16 protein-coding genes are annotated in these 25,095 nt (G+C 63.2%); 11 read left to right on the top strand and 5 right to left on the bottom strand.

The window, feature by feature from the left end; translation table 11 throughout:
- The first annotated feature begins 149 nt into the window (after positions 1–149).
- Both gltB and AC1L34_RS13925 read left to right on the top strand, forming a co-directional pair.
- Entirely contained in the window at positions 150–4,790 is a 4,641-nt protein-coding gene (gene gltB, locus AC1L34_RS13930) for a glutamate synthase large subunit (protein WP_424322465.1), read from the top strand.
- Positions 4,783–6,237, top strand: coding sequence for a glutamate synthase subunit beta (locus tag AC1L34_RS13925; RefSeq protein ID WP_424295059.1), 1,455 nt, complete (start codon positions 4,783–4,785; stop codon positions 6,235–6,237). Before gltB ends, AC1L34_RS13925 begins: the two co-directional genes overlap by 8 nt.
- A 353-nt stretch (positions 6,238–6,590) precedes the next feature.
- On the opposite strand, the gene AC1L34_RS13920 is transcribed toward AC1L34_RS13925, so the two are convergent.
- Positions 6,591–6,803 carry an RNA-binding S4 domain-containing protein gene (locus AC1L34_RS13920; RefSeq protein WP_424295058.1) on the bottom strand — a complete coding sequence of 71 codons (213 nt, stop codon included), beginning with the start codon at positions 6,801–6,803 and terminating at the stop codon, positions 6,591–6,593.
- Positions 6,804–6,900: 97 nt separating this feature from the next.
- Here AC1L34_RS13920 and lysX point away from each other — a divergent pair, with 97 nt between their 5' ends.
- The 7 genes from lysX (at position 6,901) to AC1L34_RS13885 (ending at position 17,649) form a co-directional block, all read left to right on the top strand.
- A complete protein-coding gene (gene lysX / locus AC1L34_RS13915; protein ID WP_424322466.1) occupies positions 6,901–10,296 on the top strand; it encodes a bifunctional lysylphosphatidylglycerol synthetase/lysine--tRNA ligase LysX in 3,396 nt (1,131 codons plus the stop codon).
- A gap of 171 nt (positions 10,297–10,467) precedes the next feature.
- Complete coding sequence (locus AC1L34_RS13910; RefSeq protein WP_424295054.1) at positions 10,468–10,959, top strand: ferritin; 492 nt, start codon at positions 10,468–10,470, stop codon at positions 10,957–10,959.
- Positions 10,960–11,088: 129 nt separating this feature from the next.
- Positions 11,089–12,549, top strand: coding sequence for an FAD-binding protein (locus AC1L34_RS13905; RefSeq protein WP_424295052.1), 1,461 nt, complete (start codon positions 11,089–11,091; stop codon positions 12,547–12,549).
- A gap of 289 nt (positions 12,550–12,838) precedes the next feature.
- On the top strand, positions 12,839–14,371 hold the full coding sequence (locus tag AC1L34_RS13900; RefSeq protein WP_424322467.1) for a Re/Si-specific NAD(P)(+) transhydrogenase subunit alpha: 1,533 nt from the start codon (positions 12,839–12,841) through the stop codon (positions 14,369–14,371).
- 6 nt (positions 14,372–14,377) lie between these two features.
- Positions 14,378–15,832: a Re/Si-specific NAD(P)(+) transhydrogenase subunit beta gene (gene pntB, locus AC1L34_RS13895; RefSeq protein WP_424295049.1), complete on the top strand. Its 1,455-nt coding sequence runs from the start codon at positions 14,378–14,380 to the stop codon at positions 15,830–15,832.
- 184 nt (positions 15,833–16,016) lie between these two features.
- Complete coding sequence (locus tag AC1L34_RS13890; RefSeq protein WP_480034843.1) at positions 16,017–17,210, top strand: DUF222 domain-containing protein; 1,194 nt, start codon at positions 16,017–16,019, stop codon at positions 17,208–17,210.
- A complete protein-coding gene (locus AC1L34_RS13885) occupies positions 17,107–17,649 on the top strand; it encodes an HNH endonuclease signature motif containing protein (RefSeq protein ID WP_480035349.1) in 543 nt (180 codons plus the stop codon). The genes AC1L34_RS13890 and AC1L34_RS13885 overlap by 104 nt, the downstream gene beginning before the upstream one ends.
- 164 nt (positions 17,650–17,813) lie before the next feature.
- On the opposite strand, the gene AC1L34_RS13880 is transcribed toward AC1L34_RS13885, so the two are convergent.
- Both AC1L34_RS13880 and AC1L34_RS13875 read right to left on the bottom strand, forming a co-directional pair.
- Positions 17,814–18,563 (bottom strand): metallophosphoesterase family protein, encoded by a 750-nt coding sequence (locus AC1L34_RS13880; RefSeq protein WP_424296711.1) that lies wholly within the window; start codon positions 18,561–18,563, stop codon positions 17,814–17,816.
- 131 nt (positions 18,564–18,694) lie between these two features.
- Complete coding sequence (locus AC1L34_RS13875; protein WP_424322765.1) at positions 18,695–19,912, bottom strand: helix-turn-helix domain-containing protein; 1,218 nt, start codon at positions 19,910–19,912, stop codon at positions 18,695–18,697.
- Positions 19,913–20,077: 165 nt separating this feature from the next.
- Here AC1L34_RS13875 and AC1L34_RS13870 point away from each other — a divergent pair, with 165 nt between their 5' ends.
- Entirely contained in the window at positions 20,078–21,916 is a 1,839-nt protein-coding gene (locus AC1L34_RS13870; protein WP_424296715.1) for an NAD(P)/FAD-dependent oxidoreductase, read from the top strand.
- Positions 21,917–21,942: 26 nt separating this feature from the next.
- Here the strand turns inward: AC1L34_RS13870 and AC1L34_RS13865 are convergent, their stop codons facing one another.
- Positions 21,943–22,539 (bottom strand): CHAP domain-containing protein, encoded by a 597-nt coding sequence (locus AC1L34_RS13865; RefSeq protein WP_424322412.1) that lies wholly within the window; start codon positions 22,537–22,539, stop codon positions 21,943–21,945.
- A 74-nt stretch (positions 22,540–22,613) separates the two neighbouring features.
- Between AC1L34_RS13865 and AC1L34_RS13860 the strand changes: the two genes are divergently transcribed.
- Positions 22,614–23,036: a nitroreductase family deazaflavin-dependent oxidoreductase gene (locus AC1L34_RS13860; RefSeq protein WP_424293865.1), complete on the top strand. Its 423-nt coding sequence runs from the start codon at positions 22,614–22,616 to the stop codon at positions 23,034–23,036.
- Between the two features lie 12 nt (positions 23,037–23,048).
- On the opposite strand, the gene ligD is transcribed toward AC1L34_RS13860, so the two are convergent.
- Complete coding sequence (gene ligD / locus AC1L34_RS13855) at positions 23,049–25,064, bottom strand: non-homologous end-joining DNA ligase (RefSeq protein ID WP_424322413.1); 2,016 nt, start codon at positions 25,062–25,064, stop codon at positions 23,049–23,051.
- Between the last annotated feature and the right edge of the window lie 31 nt (positions 25,065–25,095).

The following is a 25,095-nucleotide window of genomic DNA, read 5'->3' as shown; positions in this document are numbered from 1 at the left end:
GCTTGTGTCCAGGGGATTTCTCCTGCGGCTTGAGCGGGCCAGCAATGAAGCTGAATTCCCCGGGCGGTGCGCTGGTTCGCATCGACTTCTGATCCGGGACTCTCCAGTACGTTTTAGTACGCAACGTCGCGTGCGGAGTAGGCAGATTCATGAAGCACTTGCCGGGGCCCGTTGGGCTCTACGATCCGGCTAACGAACACGACGCATGTGGCGTTGCCTTTGTTGTCGACATGCATGGCCGTCGCAGCCGCGACATCGTCGAAAAGGCCATTACCGCTCTGGTGAACCTCGAGCATCGCGGTGCCGCCGGTGCCGAACCCAACACGGGTGACGGCGCGGGCATCATGATTCAGGTTCCCGACAGCTTCCTCCGCCAGGTGGTCGATTTCGAGCTCCCCGCCGAAGGTGCCTACGTCACCGGAATCGCATTCCTCCCGCAAGCCTCAAGCGAAGTGGCCGGCGCGGTCGCCGGGGTTGAAGCGATCGTCGAGTCCGAAGGCCTCACGGTGCTCGGCTGGCGCGATGTGCCGGTCGACGAGTCGTCGCTCGGTGCTCTGTCCCGCGATGCGATGCCGACGTTCCGGCAAATCTTCATCGGCTCCGGCGCTGCAGCCGGTCACGTTCCCACCGCCGACGAGGTTGCTGCGATCGAACGCAAGGCATACGTGATCCGCAAGCGTGTCCAGGCCGAGCTGGGTGAAAAGGGTGCAGGTCAGGACGGCCCTGGCCGCGAAACCGTGTACTTCCCGAGCCTGTCGGGGCAGACCTTTGTTTACAAGGGCATGCTGACGACCCCGCAGCTGCGCGACTTTTACCTGGACCTGCAGGACGAGCGTGTGGAGAGCGCGCTCGGCATGGTCCACAGCCGCTTCTCGACCAACACCTTCCCGTCGTGGCCGCTCGCGCACCCGTTCCGCCGTGTCGCCCACAACGGTGAAATCAACACCGTCACCGGTAACGAAAACTGGATGCGTGCCCGCGAAGCGCTGCTCCGCGGCCGCGACAACGGTTTCAGCACCGAAGACCTCGAGAAGGTCTTCCCCGTCTGCACGCCGGGTGCATCGGACACCGCACGATTCGACGAGGTCCTCGAACTACTGCACCTCGGTGGCCGCAGCCTGCCGCACGCCATGCTGATGATGGTCCCGGAAGCCTGGGAACGCAGCGAAGATATGAAGCCTGAACACCGCGCCTTCTACGAGTACCACTCGGCGCTCATGGAAGCGTGGGACGGACCCGCGTCGGTGTGCTTCACCGATGGCACCGTGATTGGTGCCGTGCTGGACCGCAACGGTCTGCGCCCGTCGCGCATCTGGGTCACCAAGGACGGCCTCGTTGTCCTGGGCTCGGAGGTGGGTGTCCTCGATATCGATCCGGCCGACGTCATCATCAAGTCGCGCCTGCGTCCGGGCAAGATGTTCCTGGTCGACACCGCTCAGGGACGGATCGTCGCCGACGAGGAAATCAAGGACTCCCTCGCCAGCGAGTACCCGTACCAGGAGTGGCTCGACGCCAACCAGGTGGCGCTCGCCGATCTGCCCGGTCCGCCGCTCGAATTCATGGCGCACGACCGTGTGAGCCTGCGTCAGCAGATGTTCGGCTACACCACCGAAGATCTCAAGATGCTGATTGCGCCGATGGCGCTTACCGGTGGAGAGGGCCTCGGCTCGATGGGTACCGATACGCCGGTCGCGGTTCTTTCGAATCGGCCGCGGATGCTGTTCGACTACTTCCAGCAGATGTTTGCCCAGGTCACGAACCCGCCGCTCGACGCGATCCGCGAAGAGGTTGTGACCAGCCTCGGCATCCGCATTGGTGGCGAGCGCGACCTGCTGAACCCGGGTGCCGATTCGGCTAAGCAAATTGTCTTGAGTCAGCCTGTGCTCGACAACGTCGATCTCGCTCGCTTGGTCGAGATTGATGGCCCGGCAACCGGCTTCCCGTCCGTCCACATTCACGGCCTGTACCCGATCGCTGAAGGTGGCGACGGACTGCGCCGCGCGCTCGACGGTGTCCGCAGCAAGGTCTCGGCGGCTATCGCCGACGGTGCGCGGATCATCGTGTTGTCGGACCGCGAGTCCGACGAGACTTTCGCGCCAATCCCGTCGCTGCTGTTGACCGCGGCTGTTCACCATCACTTGGTGCGCGAACGCACGCGTACCCGCGCCAGCCTGATCATCGAGTCCGGCGACGCCCGCGAGGTGCACCACATGGCACTCCTGGTGGGCTTCGGTGCCAGCGGCATCAACCCGTACATGGCGTTCGAGACCATCGACGACATGCTCGAGTCGGGTGCCCTGGAACTCCCGGGCGGCGATGACATGACGCGCGTGGAGCGGTTCACCAAGGCTCGCAACAACTACATCAAGGCCGCCGGTAAGGGCGTGCTGAAGGTGATGAGCAAGATGGGCATCTCGACCGTCCCGTCGTACAACGGTGCCCAGTTGTTCCAGGTCATCGGCCTCGGCCAGGACATTGTCGACGAGTTCTTCACCGGCCTCAACAGCCAGCTCGACGGTATCGGCCTCGACGAGATCGCCAGCGAGGTTGCCGCGCGGCACGCGCTGGCCTTCACCGACCGGCCATCCGAACGCGCGCACCGAGAACTTGAGGTGGGCGGCGAGTACCAGTGGCGGCGCGAAGGCGAACTGCACCTGTTTAACCCGGACACGGTCTTCAAGTTGCAGCACGCCACCCGCACCGGTCAGTACTCGGTATTCAAGGAGTACACCAAGCTCGTCGACGATCAGTCGACGCGTCTAGGTACCCTCCGTGGCCTCTTCGACTTCAACTTCGGTGACCGTGATCCGATCCCGATCGACAAGGTGGAGCCAGCCAGCGAGATCGTCAAGCGCTTCTCGACCGGTGCGATGAGCTACGGCTCCATTTCGGCCGAAGCCCACGAGACTCTCGCGGTTGCGATGAATCGCCTCGGTGCGCGATCGAACTCGGGTGAGGGCGGCGAGGATCCGTTGCGGTACAGCCGCGACGAGAACGGCGACTGGCGTCGCAGCGCCATCAAGCAGGTCGCGTCGGGACGTTTCGGCGTCACCAGCCACTACCTCAGCAACTGCACCGACATCCAGATCAAGATGGCGCAGGGTGCCAAGCCGGGCGAGGGTGGCCAGCTGCCTCCGCACAAGGTGTACCCGTGGATCGCCGAGGTGCGCGGTAGCACGCCGGGCGTCGGCCTCATTTCGCCGCCGCCGCACCACGACATCTACTCGATCGAGGATCTCGCACAGCTGATCCACGACCTGAAGAACGCAAATCCGCAGGCTCGGATTCACGTGAAACTTGTCTCCGAGCTGGGTGTCGGCACGGTGGCCGCCGGTGTGTCGAAGGCACACGCCGACGTCGTCCTGATTTCCGGGCACGACGGCGGTACCGGTGCCAGCCCGCTGACCTCGCTGAAGCATGCGGGTGGACCCTGGGAAATCGGTCTCGCCGAAACCCAGCAGACGCTGCTGCTCAACGGGCTCCGCGACCGCATCGTGGTGCAGGTCGACGGCCAGCTGAAGACTGGTCGCGACGTGATGATCGCTGCTCTCCTCGGCGGTGAAGAGTTCGGTTTCGCCACCGCTCCGCTGGTGGTTTCCGGCTGCATCATGATGCGCGTGTGCCACCTCGACACCTGCCCCGTTGGTGTCGCAACGCAGAATCCGCTGCTGCGCGAACGCTTCACCGGCAAGCCCGAGTTTGTCGAGAACTTCATGCTGTACATCGCCGAAGAGGTCCGTGAACTTCTCGCCCGCCTCGGCTTCCGGACTCTGCAGGATGCCGTCGGCCACTTCGAAGCCCTCGACACCACCAAGGCGCTGAAGCACTGGGGCAGTCACAAGGCGGGCATGCTCGACCTGTCGCCGATTCTGACGGTTCCCGAATCGCCATTCATGAACCAGGACCTGTACTGCTCTGGCAAGCAGGACCACGGTTTGGAGAAGGCCCTCGACAACGAACTGATCGAAAAGGCCCGCGCGGCAATCGAATCCGGGACTCGCGTCACGCTGTCGTCGCCGATCAGCAACCGGAACCGCACCGTCGGCACCATGCTTGGTCACAACGTGACCAAGGTGTACGGCGCCGAAGGGCTTCCGGAAGGCACCATCTCGATCGACTTCACCGGGTCGGCCGGCAACAGCTTTGGGGCATTTGTGCCTCGCGGTATCACCATGCGCATCGAGGGCGACGCCAACGACTTCGTCGGTAAGGGACTTTCCGGCGGCAAGCTGGTGGTCCGACCGCCGGCCTCGGCACCTGTCGAGTTTGTTGCCGAAGAGAACATCATTGGCGGCAACGTGATTGGCTTCGGCGGCACGGCGGGCAAGATCTTCTTGCGCGGTGTGGTCGGCGAACGCTTCTGCGTCCGCAACTCGGGTGTCCAGGCCGTCGTCGAAGGTGTCGGCGACCATGGCTGCGAGTACATGACCGGCGGTACGGCCGTGATCCTCGGCAAGACGGGCCGCAACTTCGCGGCCGGTATGTCGGGCGGCGTCGCCTACGTGTACGACCCGAACAACGAGTTTGAGGCCAACCTCAATACCGAATTGGTGGACCTCGAGAAGCTCGACGACGAAGACGTCGCCGTGCTGGCCGGTCTGCTGACCGAGCATCGCGACGAGACCGGTTCGACGGTCGCCGCCGGGATTCTCAATGACTGGGCCGTCGCCCAGGGGCACTTCGTGAAAGTGATGCCCCGCGACTACAAGAGAGTGCTCGTCGCCATCGACGTTGCCGAGCGCTCGGGACGAGATGTGAACGACGCAATCATGGAGGCGGCACGTGGCTGATCCAAGGGGTTTTCTTAAGCACACCGAACGGGAAACGCCGGTTCGCCGGCCCGTCGAACTGCGCCTGCTCGACTGGAAAGAGGTCTACAAGGACTTCGATAAGCCGACGCTCGAGACGCAGGCCAGCCGCTGTATGGATTGCGGAGTTCCGTTCTGCCACAACGGTTGCCCGCTGGGGAACCTGATTCCCGAGTGGAACGACCTCGTGTACCGCAAGCAGTGGGATGCGGGCATGGACCGGTTGCACGCCACCAACAACTTCCCGGAGTTCACCGGGCGGTTGTGCCCGGCGCCCTGCGAGGCCGCCTGCGTCCTCGGCATCAACCAGCCTGCGGTCACCATCAAGCAGGTCGAACGCGAGTTGATCGAAGACGCGTGGGGCGAGGGGACCGTTGTCCCGATCATGCCGTCGATCAAGACTGGCAAGAAGGTGGCGATCGTGGGTTCGGGTCCGGCGGGTCTGGCGGCCGCGCAGCAGTTGACGCGCGCCGGCCACGACGTGACGGTATTTGAACGTGCCGACCGCATCGGTGGCCTGATGCGTTATGGCATTCCCGAGTTCAAGATGGAAAAGAACATCATTGATCGTCGTCTCGCGCAGATGGCTGCCGAAGGCACCGTTTTCCGGGCTGGCGTCAATGTCGGGGTCGATGTGACTGTTGAACAATTGCGTGGCGACTTCGACGCCGTCATCCTGTGCAACGGGTCGACGATCGGTCGCGACCTACCGATCCCGGGCCGTGAATTCGACGGCATCCACCAGGCGATGGAGTACTTGCCGCAGGCCAACCGTGCGGCGTCCGGCGAGGTCGTCGAGGGTCAGATCACGGCTGAAGGCAAGCATGTTGTCATCATCGGCGGCGGCGACACCGGTGCGGACTGCCTGGGTACCGCCTTGCGGCAGGGTGCCGAGCAAGTGCACCAGTTCGAGATCATGCCCCGTCCGCCCGTCACGCGCGCTGAGTCGACCCCGTGGCCGACTTACCCGCTGATGTACCGTGTCTCGTCGGCCCACGAAGAGGGCGGCGAGCGTGTCTTCAGCGTCAACACCGAGGAGTTCACCGGTGAAAACGGCAAGGTCACCACGTTGAAGGCCAGCGAGGTGATGATGAAGGGCGGGCGTTTCGAGAAGGTCGAAGGCAGTGATTTTGAGCTGAAGGCCGACCTGGTCCTCCTCGCGATGGGCTTTGTTGGCCCGGAGCGCGGCGATCTCCTCGACGAACTCGGCGCCACTTACGACGCCCGCGGCAACGTGGCTCGCGGCGACGACTTCGGGGCCGACGGCCTGCCGGGGGTATTCGTCGCCGGCGACGCAGGCCGCGGCCAGTCGCTGATCGTGTGGGCGATCGCCGAAGGGCGCGCGGCCGCAGCGGGTGCCGACGCCTACCTGATGGGTTCCACCCAACTCCCGAGTCCGATCACGCCGACCACCGTCGCTCAGCGCTGATACGGAAGTTTCCCCCGGTACGGTGGCTCCCACTGAGCCGCCGTACCGGGGGAACTCTTCTATTTGCTAGGAGTTTGCTGGGCTGGTCACAGTGGTCGCAATCCTGTGAAACCGAACTCTTTGTGCCGGGTTGGCTAACGTTTACCCGCCTCCCGACCGACAATAGAAATAGATACAAGACTGGGCCGGGGGGCTTTGGTCCGCACCAAGCTATTTAGGGGTAGGAAAGATGGCGATTTACATGCACCGCCGGAACACGTCTCGCTGGACGCTCGCACGCTTCGTCGGCGGTTTCAAACGCACCCAGAGAGATCTCGCCGAACAGCGCGAGCGCCTCGTCACGCAGCAAGAAATTACTGAGTTGCGACTCGCACGCTAACTCCACCAAGCTCCACAACGTCGCCTACCACGAGCTGACGTCCGCGCCTGGTTTCTTCTTCTCCATTCACGGCCACCATGCCGTCAGCGATCACTGCTTTTGCATCGGCACCTGACTCGATCAAATTGGCGAGTTTCAGGAACTGGCCGAGCCGGATGCTTTGGTCCGAGATTTCGATTTCATCCACGCCCTCATTGTGTCAGGGTCGCACCTTCGGCGCCCTTGCCCATCACGCCCTTGCCCATCACAGCGTTCCTTAGGTTCGGCGGGGTTAGGTTGAACGCATGGAACAGCAAGCGACCGCCGTTGTGGTGCAGCCAGCTGGCACGGTGACTGAAGCAAATCGTCAGGCCACAGCCAATAGGCGATCGTCGGCGGCTATCAAACGCATCGCTAATCCCAGCGGTATCGGCCGCCGAGTCCCGCACATCGCAGGCACCGTCGTCGGCATCTTGGCGCTCATCTCGTTCCTGTCGGCGGTGCTGCCGCCGTTTCGTCGGCTCATCCACTCGCCGCGGATGTTCGTGGACGACTTTTTGTTCCCGATGCCAAGTACCAGCCTCGCTTGGGCGTTGGTCCTGGGCTTGCTCGCGGTGTCATTGTCGCTACGCAAGCGCGTCGCCTGGTGGATCACCGTCGCCTACCTCACCGTCTACGCCGCCCTGAACCTGCTGGTGGTGCTAGTCGCTGCCTCGGATCCGGGATGGGTTGATGAATGGCGTGAAACGGTAATCGGTCTAACGGTCAATGTCGTTATCCTGGTGATCCTGATTGTGAGCTACCGGCAATTCAATACTCGCGTCCGACGCGGTGCGCTCCTGGCCGCATCCGGAGTCCTCCTCGGCGGGTTGGCGGTCGGCACCCTCGCTGGCTGGGCCTTGGTCAGCGTTGCTCCGGGCACGCTGTCGCCTCATGAACGACTGCCCTATGCGTTCAACCACGTCGTTGCCTTCGCCGATCTTGACGTCCGGTCGATCATTACCGGGCACGCGTCGTGGACCGTGAACTGGCTACTGGGCCTATTTGGTGCGCTGGCGCTGATCGCCGCAGCTGGGGTGCTGTTCCGGTCGCAGCGACTGCGGTCGCTCATGACGGCTGACGACGAGCGGGTGGTTCGGGCGCTCCTGGATGCCTACGGAGAAGACGATTCGCTCGGCTACTTTTCGACGCGCCGCGATAAGGCTGTCGTGTTTTCGCCCGAGGGGCGCGCGGCGATCACCTATCGGGTAGAGATGTCGACGGCCGTCGCGGGCGGTGACCCGATTGGCGACCGGGATTCGTGGACCGATGCGATTGCCGAGTTTGTTGCTCAGTGTGAGACGTACGGTTGGCATCCGGCGGTTCTCGGTGCCAGCACCGAGGGGGCGGAAGCGTTTGCCGCAGCGGGCTTCAAAGCCATGAACATTGGCGACGAGGCGTTGCTCGACGTTGCCGACTACACCCTCTCGGGACCCAGTATGAAGGGCGTCCGCGGTTCGGTTTCGCGCGTGAAGCGACTCGGGGTGTCGGTGCGGATGCGGCGGATGAGTGAACTGTCCCCCGCTGAAGTCGACGGCGTTATCCAGCGGGCCGACGATTGGCGCGACACCGACGAGGAACGCGGTTTCGCGATGGCCTTGGGCCGTATCGGTGACGCCGCCGACGGTGACTGCCTGGTGGTGGAAGCCGTTGAGAACGAGGGTGCGGCCAATGAGAAGGTGATTGGCCTGCTGTCGTTTGTGCCGTGGGGCCGCGGCGGTGTCTCCCTCGACGTGATGCGCCGCGACCGCAGCGGCCCGAACGGGGTGGTCGAGACGATGATTTCGGAAATGGCGTGCAACGCCGAAAGTATTGGCATCACTAGGGTTTCGTTGAACTTCGCGATGTTCCGCGATGTCTTTGAGCAAGGCCCTCAAGTCGGCGCTCGACCGGTCATGAAGTTCGTCTACTCGTTCCTGCGGTTCTTCTCGAAGTTCTTCCAAATGGAGTCGCTGTACAAGTCGAACGCCAAATATCAGCCGGTGTGGAAGCCGCGCTACGTCTGTTACGAAGACAGCACGGCGATGCCGCGCGTGGCCTTTGCCCTGATGATTGCCGAAGGCTTTGTGCAACTGCCCGGAAAGCGGTGGCGAGCAAAGCATTACCGGGAGGGCGCGCCGTCGATCCCGGATGGCGTCGACGTCGACGAGTTGATCACCGAACTGGAGATCGTGGCACGCAGCAGCGTGGTGCACACGGTCCGCCGCCCCGAGCAGGTTCGGGTGCGGCTACAAAAACTCGAGCGTCTGGCCGAGGCGGGAGTCGACGCGTATCCGGTGGCGCAGGTGCCGACGCACACCGTCACGCAGGCGCGGGCCGCGGAGCAGGGCACTCGCGTTCGCATTGCCGGTCGGGTTACCACCAAACGTGACTTTGGCAAGGTGACTTTTGCCGACCTGCACGACCAGACCGGTGAAATCCAGGTGCTCGTCGAAGCCAAATCGCTGGTCCCGCAGGCGATGGAATTCGGGTCGACCATCGACCTCGGTGACCTGGTGGAGGTAACCGGCACGGTGGGCACTAGCCGCAAAGGCGAGCTCTCGGTGTTGGCGACCGACTGGCGGCTCAACGGTAAGTGTCTGCACCCGTTGCCCGACAAATGGAGTGGCCTCACCGATCCCGAAGCGCGGGTCCGACAACGGTACGTGGACTTGGCGATCAACGAACGCAGTCGCGAACTCCTAATCACCCGCAGCGCGGTGCTGCGTGCGCTCCGCGATCACCTTGGGGCCCAAGGTTTCCTCGAAGTCGAGACGCCGATCCTTCAGCAAATTCACGGTGGTGCCAACGCGACACCATTCCGGACGCACATCAACGCGTACAACCTGGATCTATACCTGCGGATTGCACCGGAACTGTACTTGAAGCGGCTTTGTGTCGGCGGTATTGAGAAGGTCTTCGAGATGGGGCGCAACTTTCGCAACGAGGGTGTGGACTTCTCCCACAATCCCGAGTTCACGAGCCTGGAAGCCTATGCGGCGCACCATGATTACGAATCGATGATGACGTTGACGCGCGAAATGATCATCGCGGCCGCGACCGCAGCGAATGGTCGAGCGGTGATTGAACGAATTAGCGACGACGGCAGCCGCGAACGGCTGGATATCTCGGGGGAGTGGCCGGTGAAATCGGTGCATGCCGCAGTCTCAGAGGCTGCCGGGGTCGAGGTGACTCCGGACAGTGGCGTCGATGAGCTTCGCGATCTGTGCCGCGGGTTGGGGATCGCTTATCGTCCCGACTGGGACGCCGGACATTTGGTGTTGGAACTGTACGAACACCTGGTGGAAGGCGCGACGACGTTCCCGACGTTCTACAAGGACTTCCCGACGTCCACCTCGCCCCTGACACGCGGGCACCGGAGCATCGATGGCGTTGCCGAACGGTGGGACCTCGTGGCGTGGGGTGTTGAGCTTGGCACGGCGTACACCGAACTCACCGACCCCGTGGAACAGCGAAAACGACTCACCGAGCAGTCGTTGTTGGCGGCGGGTGGTGATTCGGAGGCGATGGAGTTGGACGAAGACTTCCTTAACGCCCTCGAATACGCCATGCCGCCAACCGGTGGCCTTGGTTTGGGTGTCGACCGCATTGTCATGCTGATCACCGGCCAGTCAATCCGCGAATCGTTGGCCTTCCCGCTGGCGAAGCCGCAGGCAACGTAACCGACCTCAGGTACGTGAGGGGCAACCCCGCGTCGTTAGGTATCCCGTACCTCACAAGAGGTTGGACACCCTTTCCTTGCTGGTCAGAGTTCATCTATCCGCCTACCGTTGAGTTATGCGGCGTGGCCCGTTTCGGGTCCGTCGATCCACATCACTGGTAGGGGAGCAGTTATGAAGATGAACGACGAGTTGGAATTCGAGTTTGGTCGCCAGGTCACCCGGGAGTTCAGTTCGGCCCTGCTGTACCGCCAGCTGGCAGTCGACCTCGACCTGCGCGATCTGCCGGGAATGGCCTCGTGGATGCGGACGCACGCAGATGAAGAAGTGGCCCACGCGGACCGTCTGATTGCCCACCTGAACAGTCGTGGCAATCGCGCGGTGATCGGCGAGATCACAGTTCCGTCGGTCAAGGCCGACACGGTGACCGAGATCTTCGAGATCGCCCTCGACGGCGAACGGGAAATCTCCGCGGCGATCCGCGAGTTGTACCGTCTGTCGCAGGAGCAGGGCGATATCGATTCGCGGCCGGTCATCGACTGGTTTGTTGCCGAACAGATTGAGGAAGAAGCCACGGTCTCCGGGATTATCGGCCAACTCAAAATGGTCAACGAAGACGGCGCGGGCCTGCTCCGCATGGATGCCACCTTGGGTTCGGGGGCGTAGGGGTTCAGGGGCGTAGGGGGCTCGAGAGCATAGGCAACGGGGGATAGTCGGCCTGCCTAGTTCAACGATCTCGTGACAGCCTGGACCAATGTCTAGAACACGTTCTAGTTCTGGTCTAGGCTGTCACCCATGAGTGGACTGGACCTCCCCGAAATCGTCAAAGCTAGCGAAATCACCGAATACACCGACACGGTCGACGTACTGGTCGTCGGAGCGGGGATCGGTGGCTGCTGTGCGGCCGTCGAAGCCGCTGAGGCGGGCGCCTCGGTCCTTGTCTTGGAACGTTCTGCCGCAGCCGGTGCCACGACCTGCATGGCAGGCGGTCACTTCTACCTCGGTGGTGGTACCGCCGTGCAGCAGGCCACCGGTCACACCGACACCGCTGAAGAGATGGCCAAGTACATCACCGCGGTTTCTCTCGAACCGGAACCAGCCAAGATCAAAGCCTACTGCGACGACAGCGTCGACCACTTCAACTGGCTCGAAGCACTCGGCTTCCAGTTTGAGCGCTCCTACTACCCGGAGAAAGCTGTCATCCAGCCGCAGACCCAGGGCTTGATGTACACGGGTAATGAAAAGGTGTGGCCCTTTAAGGAGCAGGCCGTGCCCGCTCCTCGCGGCCACAAAGTTCCGCGCCCCGGTGATACCGGCGGTGCTGGCATGGTGATCGAACTCCTGGTGAAGCGCCTGGGCGAACAGGGCGTGCCAATCCGCTACGAAGTCGGCGCCCGCAAACTCATCGTCAACGAAGACGGTTCGGTTGGCGGCGTTTATTGGAAGGCCGGCACCGAAGAGGGCTTCATTAAGGCGTCGTCGGTCATCATTGCCGCTGGTGGATTTGTGATGAACCCCGACATGGTCGCCAAGTACGTACCGCAGCTTGCCGAGAAGCCCTTCACTCTTGGCAACACCTACGACGACGGTCTCGGAATCCGGATGGGCGCGTCGGTTGGCGCTGACCTGAAGCACATGGAGCAGGCCTTCATTACGGCGCCGGTGTACCCGCCGTCGATTCTGCTTTCCGGTCTGGTCGTCAATAAGGAGGGCAAGCGGTTCGTCGCCGAGGATTCGTACCACTCGCGAACATCCGGATTCGTGATGGATCAGACCGATCACGCCGCCTACCTCATCGTCGACGAAGCGCACATGGAACGCCCGGATTTCCCGCTGTGCCCGTTTATTGACGGCTGGGAGACTGTGGAAGAGATGGCGGACGGGCTTGGCCTGGATCGCGAAACTCTCAAGGCCACCCTCGACCGCTACAACGAGTACGCGGCCAAGGGCGAAGATCCGGACTTTCACAAGAGCCAGGAGTTCCTCGCAGCTCAAGACACCGGCCCGTGGGCGGCATTCGATATGACCCTCGGAAAAGCGCTGTACGCCGGGTTTACCGTTGGTGGCATGGCTACTTCGGTAGACGGTGAAGTACTCAAGGCTGACGGCGCGGCGATTGGTGGGCTGTATGCGGCCGGTGCCTGCGCGGCGAATCTCGCGCAAGACGGCAAGGGTTACGCCAGCGGTACCCAGTTGGGCGAGGGTTCGTACTTCGGTCGTCGCGCCGGTCGGCACGCCGCGAACGGCAGCGCATAATATCGGACATTACCGGTGAGTAAGTGACCTATCTAACCGGGCCGGGTTGCGTGTTGTGGCGCGTGATAAGTTCATGCCACGTTTTCCATCCCCGCAGGCCTGGTCCACAAGACCGCCTGCAGCGTGTCGCGCGAGTTCGATGAAGCACTGGCCGACTCAGTCGAGAAGTCCGCGCGTTTGCGCGGACTGCTGCCTGACGTCATTCAGCGTACCGTCAGATCGATCGTGCGTCGCGATTCCGTGAGACAAACAAGGTGAGACTGAGTATGAGTGTGGGAGAGGCAGTGACATGCTGATCGGTATCCCCCGGGAATCCAAGGCGGGCGAGACACTCGCCGCTGCGACCGGCAAGACGGTCGCGCAACTGCAGCAACTGGGCTACGACGTGGTCGTAGAGAGCGGTGCAGGAAATCTGGCTGAGCAGCCCGACACGGCATTTGCCGATGCCGGTGCTCGCGTCGGGACGGCCGACGAGGTGTGGGCCGCGGACGTAGTGGTCAAGGTCAACGCCCCGACTGACGAAGAAATCGCGCGGATGCGCCGCGGTGCCGTCCTCATTTCGATGATGGCCCCCGCACGCAACCCCGAACTCGTCGAGAAGTTGACGGCCGCTGGCGTTACCGCCCTCGCGATGGACGCCGTACCGCGTATTTCCCGTGCCCAGTCGATGGACGTGCTGTCGTCGATGGCCAACGTCGCTGGCTACCGCGCCGTCGTTGAGGCCGCGCACGAGTTCGGCCGCATGTTTACCGGCCAGGTGACCGCCGCGGGCAAGATCCCGCCCGCCCGCGTGTTCGTGGTCGGTGCAGGTGTTGCCGGATTGGCTGCGATTGGTGCCGCATCGGCGATGGGTGCGGTTGTTCGCGCTTTTGACGTGCGTCCCGAAGTGGCCGAGCAGGTCGAGTCCATGGGCGCCGAGTTCGTCAACGTCGATTTCGAGGCGGAGAAGTCTGAGGACGGCTACGCCAAGGAAATGACGGCCGAGCAGGAAGCCGCGACCGCGTCGATGTACGACGAGGAAGCACGCGCTGCCGACATCGTCATCACAACCGCGCTGATCCCCGGCCGCCCGGCACCGAAGTTGCTGAGCGCCGAGACCGTCGCCGGAATGAAGCACGGCAGCGTCATCGTCGATATGGCCGCCGCTAACGGCGGTAACGCCACCGGCACCGTCACCGACGAAAAGGTCGTCACCGATGGCGGCGTGACCATCCTCGGTTACACCGATCTCGCCGGTCGCCTCGCCGCGCAGACCTCGCAGTTGTACGGCACCAACATCGTGAACCTGCTGAAACTGCTGACGCCGGGCAAGGATGGCGAGCTCACGCTCGACATGGACGACGTCGTCCAGCGCGGTATCACCGTGACCCGCAATGGCGAGGGCATGTGGCCCCCGCCGCCGGTTCAGGTATCGGCCGCTCCCAAGGCGGCCGCAGCTGCGCCAGCACCGGTCGCTGAGCCCAAGGTGCCGATGTCGGCTGGCAAGAAGGTCGGCCTCGTCCTCCTTGGCGCGCTGGCATTCTTCCTGGTCAACGCGTTCGCGCCCGGAGACATCCCGCGGCACTTCACTGTCCTGATGTTGGCAATCGTCATCGGCTACTACGTGATCGGCAATGTGGCGCATGCCCTGCACACGCCGCTGATGTCGGTCACCAACGCCATCTCGGGCGTCGTGGTGGTTGGTGCGATCTTGCAGTTGGCAACCACCAACGTCACCGTTCTGGTGCTGTCGACCATCGCGATCCTGGTCGCATCCATCAACGTCTTCGGTGGCTTTGCGGTCACCCGTCGCATGCTGGCGATGTTCAGCAAGGGGGCCTGACGCACCATGACTATTGAATCCATGACTTTTGCGGCGTACATCGTCGCCTCGCTGCTCTTCATCCTGTCGCTGGCTGGTCTGAGCAAGCATGAGTCCGCCAAAAGCGGTCTCACCTACGGCATGGTCGGTATGGCCATCGCGTTGGCCGCGACCATCACCATGATGGTCAAGGACCTCGATCACCTCGAGTTCGCGGGTGCCTCGTTCAACAAGTGGCTGCCTATCGGACTGCTGATCGGTGCCATCGTGGTCGGCGCACTGATCGGTTTCTGGCGTGCCAAGGTCGTCGAGATGACGGGTATGCCCGAGCTCATCGCGCTCCTGCACTCGTTCGTCGGTTTCGCCGCAGTGTTGATCGGCTGGAACGGTGCCATCACCGGCGTCCACGCTGCCCCCAGCGATCCTGACTACGGCGCCCTGGTCGGTATTCATGCCGCAGAGGTCGCAATCGGCATCTTCATCGGTGCGGTGACGCTGACCGGTTCGATCGTCGCCAACCTGAAGTTGTCGGCCAAGATGAAGTCCGCGCCGCTCATGCTGCCGGGTAAGAACTTCATCAACGTCGGCTCGCTGGTGGTCTTCGTAGTCTTGACCGCGTTCTACGTCGCTCGCGACGTGAAGGATGACACCGCCGGATACGTCCTCCTCGGTGTTATTACCGCGCTGGCGCTGTTCCTTGGCTGGCACCTCGTCGCCTCCATCGGCGGCGGCGATATGCCCGTGGTCATCTCGATGCTGAACTCGTACTCCGGTTGGGCCGCGGCCGCATCGGGCTTCCTGCTCGGCAACGACCTCCTCATCGTTACCGGCGCACTGGTCGGCTCCTCGGGTGCTTACCTGAGCTACATCATGTGCAAGGCCATGAACCGGTCGTTCATTTCGGTGATTGCCGGTGGCTTCGGCATCGTCGCCGGACCGGCCGACGACACCGACTACGGTGAGCACCGCGAGGTCCAGGCCGACGTCGCAGCCGAGTTGCTGTCGAACGCAAAGAGCGTCGTCATCACCCCGGGTTACGGCATGGCCGTCGCCCAGGCTCAGTACCCGGTGGCCGATCTGACCGCCAAGTTGCGTGCCAAGGGCGTCGAAGTTCGCTTCGGTATCCACCCGGTCGCCGGTCGTCTGCCCGGCCACATGAACGTGCTCCTGGCCGAGGCCAAGGTCCCGTACGACATTGTGTTGGAACTTGACGAGATCAACGACGACTTCGCGGAGACGGACGTCGTCTTGGTGATCGGTGCTAACGACACGGTTAACCCGGCTGCCGCTGAGGATCCGTCGTCGCCGATCGCGGGCATGCCGGTCCTTGAGGTCTGGAACGCCAAGGACGTCATCGTCTTCAAGCGTTCGATGGCCGCCGGTTACGCCGGCGTCCAGAACCCGCTGTTCTTCCGTGAGAACACGCAGATGCTGTTCGGTGACGCGAAGGACCGCGTCGAGGACATCATCGCGGCGCTGTAATTTCGTACCGCTCCAACGCCCCGCAAGCCGAAAGGTTTGCGGGGCGTTTTGGGTTCCGGCAGATGCGTTCCGACAGCACGGACTGGGTGCGCGCCGGAACGCACGCAGCAGTGAGCACAATTGTCAGACCCCGAATCTAGTATCGAACGTACATTCGATTTAGTGATTCGAAGGGAACAATCTGATGACCACTCGCACCACCGCCACCACCGCCGGCCGGCCAGCTTCAACGGTTACCGTGCGCGACGATCAGATTGTTATCCGCATCGCCCGCCCCACCCCGGCCGCGACCGGTGGGGGTTCGGCGGCCGCCTCTGGGGTGGTGCGCGATAGCCGTGCGGATCGGTTGGCGTTTGCTGCGCGGGTGGATTCTTTTGCCGGGGTGGTGATGTGGCATCGCTACGCCGAGATCTACTCGCTGCTGCAGGAGCAGTGTGCCGTGGCCGAGGCGGATCCGGCTTCGGATGTGTTTGGTCGGGTTTACGATCCGCTGTGCAAGGTCGCGGCCTCGTACGCGGCGGCTGCCGGGGTGCGCCAGTGCACCGCTGAGCGGTTTGTGGAGCGCGCGGTGGCGTGTGCTGAGCGGATTCCGGCCGTGGGTGGTTTGCTGCGCGACGGCCTGATCCCGGATGCGTGGTTTGCGCGTGTGGTGGAGCAAACCTCACTGGTCGATGATCTTGGGCTGTTGGCGTTGATTGATGCCGAGATTGCTTACCGGTTGGCGCATGTGGGTGGGTTGTCGGCGGCGCGGGTGGAGGCGGTGGTGGCTGCGGTGGTCGCCGAACACGACCCGGATGCGGTCACTCTCACTCGTGAGCAGGTGCGGGCGTACAAGAAGGTGATCGTTAACCCGCTTAACGAGGGGATGTCGGAGTTGATCATTACGGCCTCGGCCGAGGATGTGCGGTTGGCGAAACAAACCCTGGATGCGGTGATTGCTGGGGTGTGCCCGAAAGACCCCCGGACCAAGCAGGTTCGGCGTTCGGATGCGGCGATGGCCCGCCTGAACGGCACCGCGTTCACCTGCCAGTGCGGTAGCGATGATTGCGCCGCTGAACTGTCGGCGGAGCAGATCGGGGCCCGGTGTGCGCGGGTGGTGCTGCATGTGGTGGTGCGGGAGGAAACCCTTGACGGCACCGCCGACACCCCGGCCGTGCTCGATGGGTTCGGCCCGATCTCGGCCGAGCACGTCCGCGAAATCGCTGGCCGTTCGGATGTGGTGGCTCGGGATTTGGATCTGGGTGACCTGCTCGATCAGCAGGCCCAGCCGGGCAATGCTTACCGCCCCGTCGGCCACGCTCGATACGGTGGTGCGTGGCCTGTTCGGGATGTGCACCTGGCCCGGTTGCGCCGAACCGGCATTTGTTGCCGACCTTGATCATGTGTGTGAGTACAACCATCGGGATCCGGCCGCCGGTGGGCCGACGTGCTTGTGCAATCTGAACCCGAAGTGCCGTTTTCATCACGGGCTCAAGACCTGCGCCGAAGGCTGGATCGATGACCAGATCGTCGACGCCAACGGCGTCATCTGGACCGAAGTGAGCACCCCGGAAGGCTTCACCGTGCGTCAGCAAGCACTCAACACGTGGCTGCTGCCCGAAGTCGGGTTGATTCCCTGCCAGCACGCCCCGATCGGCGCCAGCATTGTTGGGGCGACACGCCCAGAATCCGGACACGCCGAGAACGGCCCTCGACGCGCGCAGTCCCGCACCGAAGCCAAGCACGCCTACCGCATGGCCCGCCGGGCAGCGAACCGCCGCATCCGCGAGCAGGAGGCAGCCCGGACGTCGGCACAGGAAGGCACTCCGCCGTTCTGACCATGCCCCGACGACACGCCGAACAAGCAGACACGCCGCGAATAGCCCTCGGCGCGCAAAGTCCCGCACCAAGCCAACAACGACTGCCGCACGGCTCGCCGAGTAACGAACCATCGAACCCGGCCGGAAGTGGCGGCTTAAGTCCTAACGCTGAGGTGGGCAGCCTAGTGCGGGACGCTCCTGAAGTGGGTGGTCAGGCGATGATCGTCGTCGATGAGGTGGAAGGCGACGTTTGGGCGCTGAACCGGGTTGACGATCTCGGTGCCTTCGAATGGGAGGCTCAAAGTTGACGCAACACCGCCAACGACCGCGTGCGGGCGGCCAGCAAACATGGTGACCGCAGGTGTGTGGGCATGACCGGTGACGCAACCGACGATGTTCGGGTGCTCACCGATGAACTCGGCGAGCAGCTCGGGATCGAGTTGCCTGCGGTCGTCAATGAACGGGATGCCGACGGCGACGGCGGGATGGTGGAACGAAATGAGAACGTCGGTGTCGAGTCCAGCTTCAGCAATTTGGGTGCGTGCCCAGTCGAGAGTCGGCCGCGACAGGTAACCATCGGAGCGGCCGGGGATCGAAGAGTCGAGCGCCAGCACCAGCAGTCCGGATAAGCGCAGTGCCGAGTTCACCGGCTCGCTGCACTCGGCCCCCTGGATTACCGAAGTGTAGGCGGATCGACTGTCGTGGTTGCCAAGCGTCACGAGGGTGGGGATCTCGGTGGACAGGGTCTCAACCGCTTCGCGGTACTCCTCGGGAAGGCCTTCGTCGGCCAAATCGCCGGTGACCAGGAGGGCATCGATATTGCGCGGCCCACCGCAGCGACCATTGAGGTAATCCATCACCGCTTCCACCCGTTTGCGGTGTTCGGTGCTGCCATCGAAATGGAGATCGCTGATCTGCGCGACGACGAACATGCGACTCCTTTTAAGATATAGGCCGTTTCCTGTTACAGGCTATCGCCGACGACTCATCTCAGCACCAAACGCCCCTCGTATCTGAGGTCAGATCGTGACGGTCGCGGCGCTGTGGCGGCGGGCACGCAATGTTACGACACTACGGTGACACTCGAACTGAAACGATACGGTCCTGTCGCGATCAGGCTGCCGAATTGTTTCCGCAGCCGCGACACTTCCGCCCGCACGGTGACCGAGCGCGCGGGGTCGCCAAAGAGGTGTGCCGACAATTGCGCCGCCGTGAGGCCATCCGGGTGGGCGGCTAGCAACTCGATGATCTGCAAATGCCGGGGTGATGGAGTTACGACCCACGAACCGCGCATCGAATCAACCTGGACGGTCGACGGCCCGTCTTGCTCACGAGAGATGCGGACCGTGACGCCGGTCGAGGAGGTACCAGCCTCGATTGGGCGGAGTAGCCACCCGCCGGGCAGCGGTTCCACATCGCAGAGTCCAATTCCGGAAATGTCTTGCTGTCCTGCACGAAGAGATCGTGGCAATGCGATCCGCGGCCGAGGGGCAAGGCGGTCGATGGCCGCAACCCAGCCGTGCGGGTCGACAGCAACGGCGGGGGCGCCGACCCGGGCCAAGATGGGTGCGGCGACGCTACGGAGAACATCAAGGTGCATGCGGTGCGCGTCGCGAAGTTGGGATTGGGCGAGCCGCGCGACAGAGTCGACGAGCGCCAGGGTAGTTGGGTGGATTGACGAGGCTGGCCCACTCACGTCAACCACACCCAGCACGTCTCCGGATTGGGGATCGCGGATCGGCGCGCCGGTACAAGTCCAAGAGTGGTGTGTGCGAACGAAGTGTTCGGCGGAAAAGATTTGAACGGCCTGTCGGGTCGCGAGCGCCGTTCCGATCGCATTGGTTCCGACGGCTTTCTCCGACCACGAAGCGCCCTCGCTGAAGCCGAGTCTGTCAGCGCGACGAAGTGCTGACGGACCGCCGGACCGCCACAGGACGTGACCGGTTGCGTCGGCAATGACCAAGAGGTTTTCTCCTCCGGAGAGGAGGATGTCGAGGCCGCCGGTGACCGATTCGAGGATGCTTTCGAGCCCCGATTCAACGCGACGCTGCTCGACGGTCGATATCTCGAGAGGAACGACGGGGCGACCATGCTCGGGGTCGACGCCAGCATCGGTCGCCCGCTCCCATGACTCACCGATGACCGAGCGCGGACGCGCAGGCAGTTGCCCGCCTGACCTTGCGGCGTCGTACATGGCATGCAGCACCGCCGCGAACTCGCGGGGATCGTCGCCGCTCGACAGCGCCGGCTCCGGGGAAGTCGGTAGCCCTGCTTGACTCATCCACGTCACCTCCAATCGTGCGCTGCATCACATCCAGTCTTAGCCTCGCGTGGATATCGCTACGGGTCAAGCGGACTGCAACCCTCTGCAACCCTTGTCGTCACAGTCAATGGCGAGTGTGCTGTGAGTCACATGAATAAGACGCGGCAGTGAAAGGACACTCCCATGACGCAGACAATTGATCGTCCGGCCTCGGTGTGCGAACAGACCCCGAACGATCGGGTCGACGCCTGGCTCGAAAGGTTCAACACGGCGTTGGCCTCTGGCGACCCGAGCGCGGTCGCGGACCTGTTTGTCGCCGACTCGTACTGGCGCGACCTCGTCGCCTTCACGTGGAACCTCAAGACCGTCGAAGGGCGAGCGGAAATCATCGACATGCTCGCTGCTCGGCAGCGGGAGACGGCTGCGAATGGGTTTGCCCGCACCGGGGACGCCACCGAGGATGACGGTGTGGCCGCCGCGTTCATAGCGTTCGCGACGGCCGTCGGTCGCGGTGACGGACTGGTCCGCGTTCGCACCGACGACGATGGTGTTGACCGAGCGTGGACGCTGCTCACCACGCTGCAGGAGCTTTCCGACCACGAGGAGCCGCAGGGATTCTCGAGGCCACTCGGCGCGGTTCACGGCAGCGACCCCGACCGACGGTCGTGGGCGGAAAAGCGTGAAGCGGAAGAGGCGGAACTTGGTCGGACTGTCCAGCCCTATGTGCTGGTGATCGGCGGCGGGCAAGGTGGCATCGCCCTCGGTGCACGACTTCGGCAGCTCGGTGTTCCGTCGATCGTCGTCGACAAGCACGACCGCCCCGGTGACCAGTGGCGCGGTCGGTACAAGACCCTCTGCCTGCACGATCCCGTCTGGTACGACCATCTGCCGTACCTGCCGTTCCCGTCGAACTGGCCGGTTTTTGCTCCGAAAGACAAGGTCGGTGACTGGCTGGAGTTCTATACCAAGGTGATGGAGGTGCCCTATTGGAGTCGCACCGAATGCCAGTCCGCCACCTACGACGAAGCGGCTGGACGGTGGACGGTCGAGGTAGTCCGAGACGGCGAGCCCATGACGCTGTACCCAACACAGCTGGTGCTGGCCACCGGCATGTCGGGCAAGGCCAATGTTCCCGAGTTCACCGGGCAAGACGTGTTCGCCGGTGAACAGCACCACTCCAGTCAGCATCCGGGTCCGGACGGCTTTGTCGGTAAGAAGGTCGTGGTCATCGGTGCCAACAACTCCGCGCACGACATTTGCAAGGCGCTCGTCGAATCGGGCATCGACACCACCATGGTGCAGCGGTCCTCGACGCACATTGTGCGGTCGCAGTCGCTGATGGAGATCGGTCTGGGCGCGCTGTACAGCGAGCAGGCGGTGGCCGACGGGATGACCACGAAGAAGGCCGATATGACCTTCGCGTCGTTGCCGTACAAGATCATGCACCAGTTCCAGATTCCCCTGTACGACGAGATCCGTGCTCGCGACAAGGAGTACTACCAGCGCCTTGAGGACGCCGGATTTGACCTCGACTTTGGTGACGACGAGTCGGGCCTGTTCATGAAGTACCTGCGCCGAGGCTCGGGCTATTACATTGACGTCGGCGCATGTGAGCTGGTCGCGAACGGAACCATCAAGTTGGCGAAGGGGGGAGTGGACCATCTGACGGAGACGTCGGTGGTGCTCGACGACGGCACCGAACTGCCAGCTGACGTCGTCGTGTACGCCACGGGCTATGGCTCAATGAACGGCTGGGCAGCGGACCTGATGGGTCAAGAAGTGGCTGACCGGGTCGGCAAAGTATGGGGCTTGGGTTCGGACACCACCAAAGATCCGGGTCCGTGGGAGGGCGAGCAGCGCAATATGTGGAAGCCAACCCAACAGCCGGGGCTTTGGTTCCACGGTGGCAACCTCCACCAGTCGCGTCACTACTCGCTATACCTGGCGCTGCAGCTTAAGGCGCGTTGTGAAGGTATCGAGACGCCGGTTTACGGGCTGCAAGAAGTCCATCACCTGAGCTGACCTGGCAGGTGCATGTCGCTCGTCGGCTACGGCAGTACGCCGTAGCCGACGAGGCCGACGTACCCGCCAACTTTGAATTGATTGACGCGGACGTGTCCACCCCATTCGTTGCCGCCGACGGTTGTTACTACGTTGTCGTCGTAGGCGAGGACGATGTTGGTGTGCTGCCGGAAGAAACTGTCCGATGAGTACAGCATGACATCGCCGAGTTTCGGCTGGTAGCCGGAATCGGCGGCGCGGAAGCGGCCGTGATCCTGGTAGTACTCGGTCAGCGTGTAGACACCGGGGATGCGCCAGCTCCCGGAGTTCGGGTTCTCGAGCGGGGCACCCGCCTCGTTCATCACCCAGGTGACGAAGTTGGCGCACCAGGCTTCGTCGACACCCTCGGAGAATTTGAGACCGTCGGGCTGCGCCTCGAACTCGGCACGGGTGATCTCGACAATCCGTTTCTGCGTCGGGTTCAGTGTCGCGGTGTCGAGGTCCGGGTAGGCGCGGTCGCGGTTCTTCCACCAGGTGGTCACGAAGCCAACGGCACCGAGTTGGACGGCAACCACGGATGCTCCACCGAGGAGGACCAGGACGGTGGCCAGCGAGATGAGCACGGTGCGGCGCCTGCGAATCATGGTGCACAGGCTACCGATGGTGGCTGTGAGCGTAGTTCAGGCAGCTGACGACTTCGCGTTCTACCATCGACCGCATGAGCGAAACTCCAGAACTGAGTCCCACCGACTGGGTCCGCGACCAGACCGAGCAGATCCTGGAAGCAGGCACCACCGATGCTGTTCGACTGATGGGTATGCGGGTGGTGCTGTTTAACACCACCGGCGCGAAATCGGGCAAGAAGCGGTACGTGCCGTTGATGCGGGTCGAGGAGGACGGCAAGTACGCGATGGTCGCTTCGCGCGGTGGCGCACCGAAGCATCCGCTCTGGTACTTCAACGTGAAAGCGAACCCGGAGATCGAGGTGCTCGACGGTGACACCTGGAAGACGATGACCGCCCGCGAGGTATCCGGAGATGAGCGCGCTCACTGGTGGGAGTTGGCGGTCGCCGCATACCCGCCCTATGCCGAGTACCAGACCAAGACCGATCGGCTGATCCCGATTTTCGTCCTGGAGTGACCTGGCACGCGACTACAGATCGCCGGGAAGTTTGTCGCGGCGAATGCCGCGCCAACTCGGGTGACGCAGGTGCCCTGTCGATGTCCAGTTCATGAACTGAACGTCGGCCACGAGTTTGGGGAGAACCCAGGTGGCGCTTGTTGCGACAGGCTTGTCGATGTCGTCGATGAAGGGGCACCGACTGATCTGCAGCGGCTTCAACTCGGTGAGCAGATCGTCGAGTTCGGCCTGAGTGAAGCCGGTACCGACCCGGCCGATGTACCGCAGACCCCGCTCGGCAGGCAGACCAACCAGCAGGGAACCGATCGTCGAGGACGATCCGCGCCCAGGGCGATACCCGCCGATGACAACCTCAAGGTCGTTCCAGTTCTTGTGCTTTCGCCAGTCCGGGGTGCGACGCCCCGCCGGATACGGTGCTGCCCGGCGCTTGGCGACCACACCCTCCCACCCGTTCTCCCGGGCAATCCCTGCCGCGACATCGATCGGTCCGGGAAGTAGTTCCGGAATGTCGACCGCGGGCAGGTCGTCGAAGTACCGCAACGACTCCAATACCTCGCGGCGGATCTGCCACGGCTCCGCCCACAAGCGCACCCCATCGAGGTAGAGCACGTCGAACAGGTGCAACCGCAATTCGTGCGGCTCGGTGGTACGACGACGCGAGGCGAGCAACGAAAAGTCCGTAACTCCGGCGGCATTCAACGCGACGATTTCGCCGTCAAGCACCATGTCGACCGGCGTTCCGTCCGGCCGCACCGCATGCTTCGCCATCTCTGCGAACTCGGGAAAGTCGGCGTCGAAGCTATTTCCCGATCGCGAAATGAGATGGGCGCGACCATCGATGATCCGGATCAGCGTTCGGAAACCGTCCCATTTACCCTCGAATGCCCACTCGTCGTCCGGCAGGCCGTCGACTGGGTCGTCCGAGGCCAAGGCGGGCCGCAGGGCCGTCAGATCGGAGTCCACGAGCGAAGGGGATGCCAGGACTGGGATGGCCGGGGAAGGGGACGTCGCAGGTGCCGCTGGTGCAGGGGGCGAAGTTCGGCTTCGGCTCTGCGCGCGAGCCCTCGATGCGTGCTTCTTGCGGTACTCGCCCAGATCAACAACCCGGCTGTCCGCAAACTTGCCGCCGGATTCCGGTGCGTCGCTGCTACCGGACAACCCGGCAAGCAAGTCGCCGACCTCATCGAGGCGGTTCAACACTTCGTCGAAGGTAAGTTGTCTCAGACCCGTCTCGGTCAATTCGTCCCACGCTCGCGGAGCTGCCACCCACGGCTGTTCGCGCCCGCGCAGCGAGTACGGCGCCAGCGTCGTTTTGGCACCCGAATTCTGACTCCAGTCGATGAACACACGCCCCTCACGCTCGGCCTTCGCCATGCTCGCAGTGATTGTGCGCGGGTGCTCGTGTGCCAGTGCGGTGGCGACCTGTTTGGCGACGGCACGCGCCGACTCCGACTTCACCGGCGCCGCAAATTTCGCGTAGAGGTGGATCCCCTTGCTGCCACTTGTCACCGGGTATGCGGTGAGCCCAGCATTGGCGAGTAGATCGCGGATATCGACGGCGACCCGCGCGCACTGATCGAGGCTGACGCGGGGGCCCGGATCCAAGTCGAGGACCAACCGGTCAGCGCGCCGGATCTGTTGCTCGCCAATCTCTTCAATCAGATCGATTCGCCATTGCGGCACATGCAACTCCAGGGCGGCGACCTGAGCCAGCCACACCAGATCAGCCGCCGACCGGATCACCGGATACTCGGCTCGACGCTGTGAATGCTCAATTGTGAAGCGAGCTATCCACTCGGGAGCACCCGCAGGTAGCGCCTTCTCAAAGAATGGGGCCGACTCCACCCCGGCGGGCCAACGCTTTCGGGTGACGGGTCGGGCCGCCAAATGCGGAAGCATTGCATCGGCCGCCCGAATGTAATAGTCGACGACCTCGAATTTGCGGGTTCCGCTCAGCGGATAGAGAACGCGGTCGAGGTTTGTCAGGGCAATGGTTCGCCCATCGACCTGCAACTCAGTTCTCGCCATAGAATGAATTGTTCCAGGACTACTGGCACAA

The sequence above is a fragment of the Gordonia sp. 34D genome (genome assembly GCF_056682775.1).
This window is presented reverse-complemented; position numbering and strand designations above follow the sequence as displayed.

Excerpts from the sequence above, each read along its gene's own strand:
- gltB (WP_424322465.1), top strand. The coding sequence starts at position 150 with ATGAAGCACTTGCCGGGGCCCGTTGGGCTCTACGATCCGGCTAACGAA.
- ligD (WP_424322413.1), bottom strand. The coding sequence starts at position 25,064 with ATGGCGAGAACTGAGTTGCAGGTCGATGGGCGAACCATTGCCCTGACA.
- AC1L34_RS13885 (WP_480035349.1), top strand. The coding sequence starts at position 17,107 with ATGCTTACCGCCCCGTCGGCCACGCTCGATACGGTGGTGCGTGGCCTG.
- AC1L34_RS13865 (WP_424322412.1), bottom strand. The coding sequence starts at position 22,539 with ATGATTCGCAGGCGCCGCACCGTGCTCATCTCGCTGGCCACCGTCCTG.
- lysX (WP_424322466.1), top strand. The coding sequence starts at position 6,901 with ATGGAACAGCAAGCGACCGCCGTTGTGGTGCAGCCAGCTGGCACGGTG.
- AC1L34_RS13905 (WP_424295052.1), top strand. The coding sequence starts at position 11,089 with ATGAGTGGACTGGACCTCCCCGAAATCGTCAAAGCTAGCGAAATCACC.
- AC1L34_RS13900 (WP_424322467.1), top strand. The coding sequence starts at position 12,839 with ATGCTGATCGGTATCCCCCGGGAATCCAAGGCGGGCGAGACACTCGCC.
- AC1L34_RS13870 (WP_424296715.1), top strand. The coding sequence starts at position 20,078 with ATGACGCAGACAATTGATCGTCCGGCCTCGGTGTGCGAACAGACCCCG.
- AC1L34_RS13860 (WP_424293865.1), top strand. The coding sequence starts at position 22,614 with ATGAGCGAAACTCCAGAACTGAGTCCCACCGACTGGGTCCGCGACCAG.
- pntB (WP_424295049.1), top strand. The coding sequence starts at position 14,378 with ATGACTATTGAATCCATGACTTTTGCGGCGTACATCGTCGCCTCGCTG.
- AC1L34_RS13880 (WP_424296711.1), bottom strand. The coding sequence starts at position 18,563 with ATGTTCGTCGTCGCGCAGATCAGCGATCTCCATTTCGATGGCAGCACC.
- AC1L34_RS13875 (WP_424322765.1), bottom strand. The coding sequence starts at position 19,912 with ATGAGTCAAGCAGGGCTACCGACTTCCCCGGAGCCGGCGCTGTCGAGC.
- AC1L34_RS13890 (WP_480034843.1), top strand. The coding sequence starts at position 16,017 with ATGACCACTCGCACCACCGCCACCACCGCCGGCCGGCCAGCTTCAACG.
- AC1L34_RS13910 (WP_424295054.1), top strand. The coding sequence starts at position 10,468 with ATGAAGATGAACGACGAGTTGGAATTCGAGTTTGGTCGCCAGGTCACC.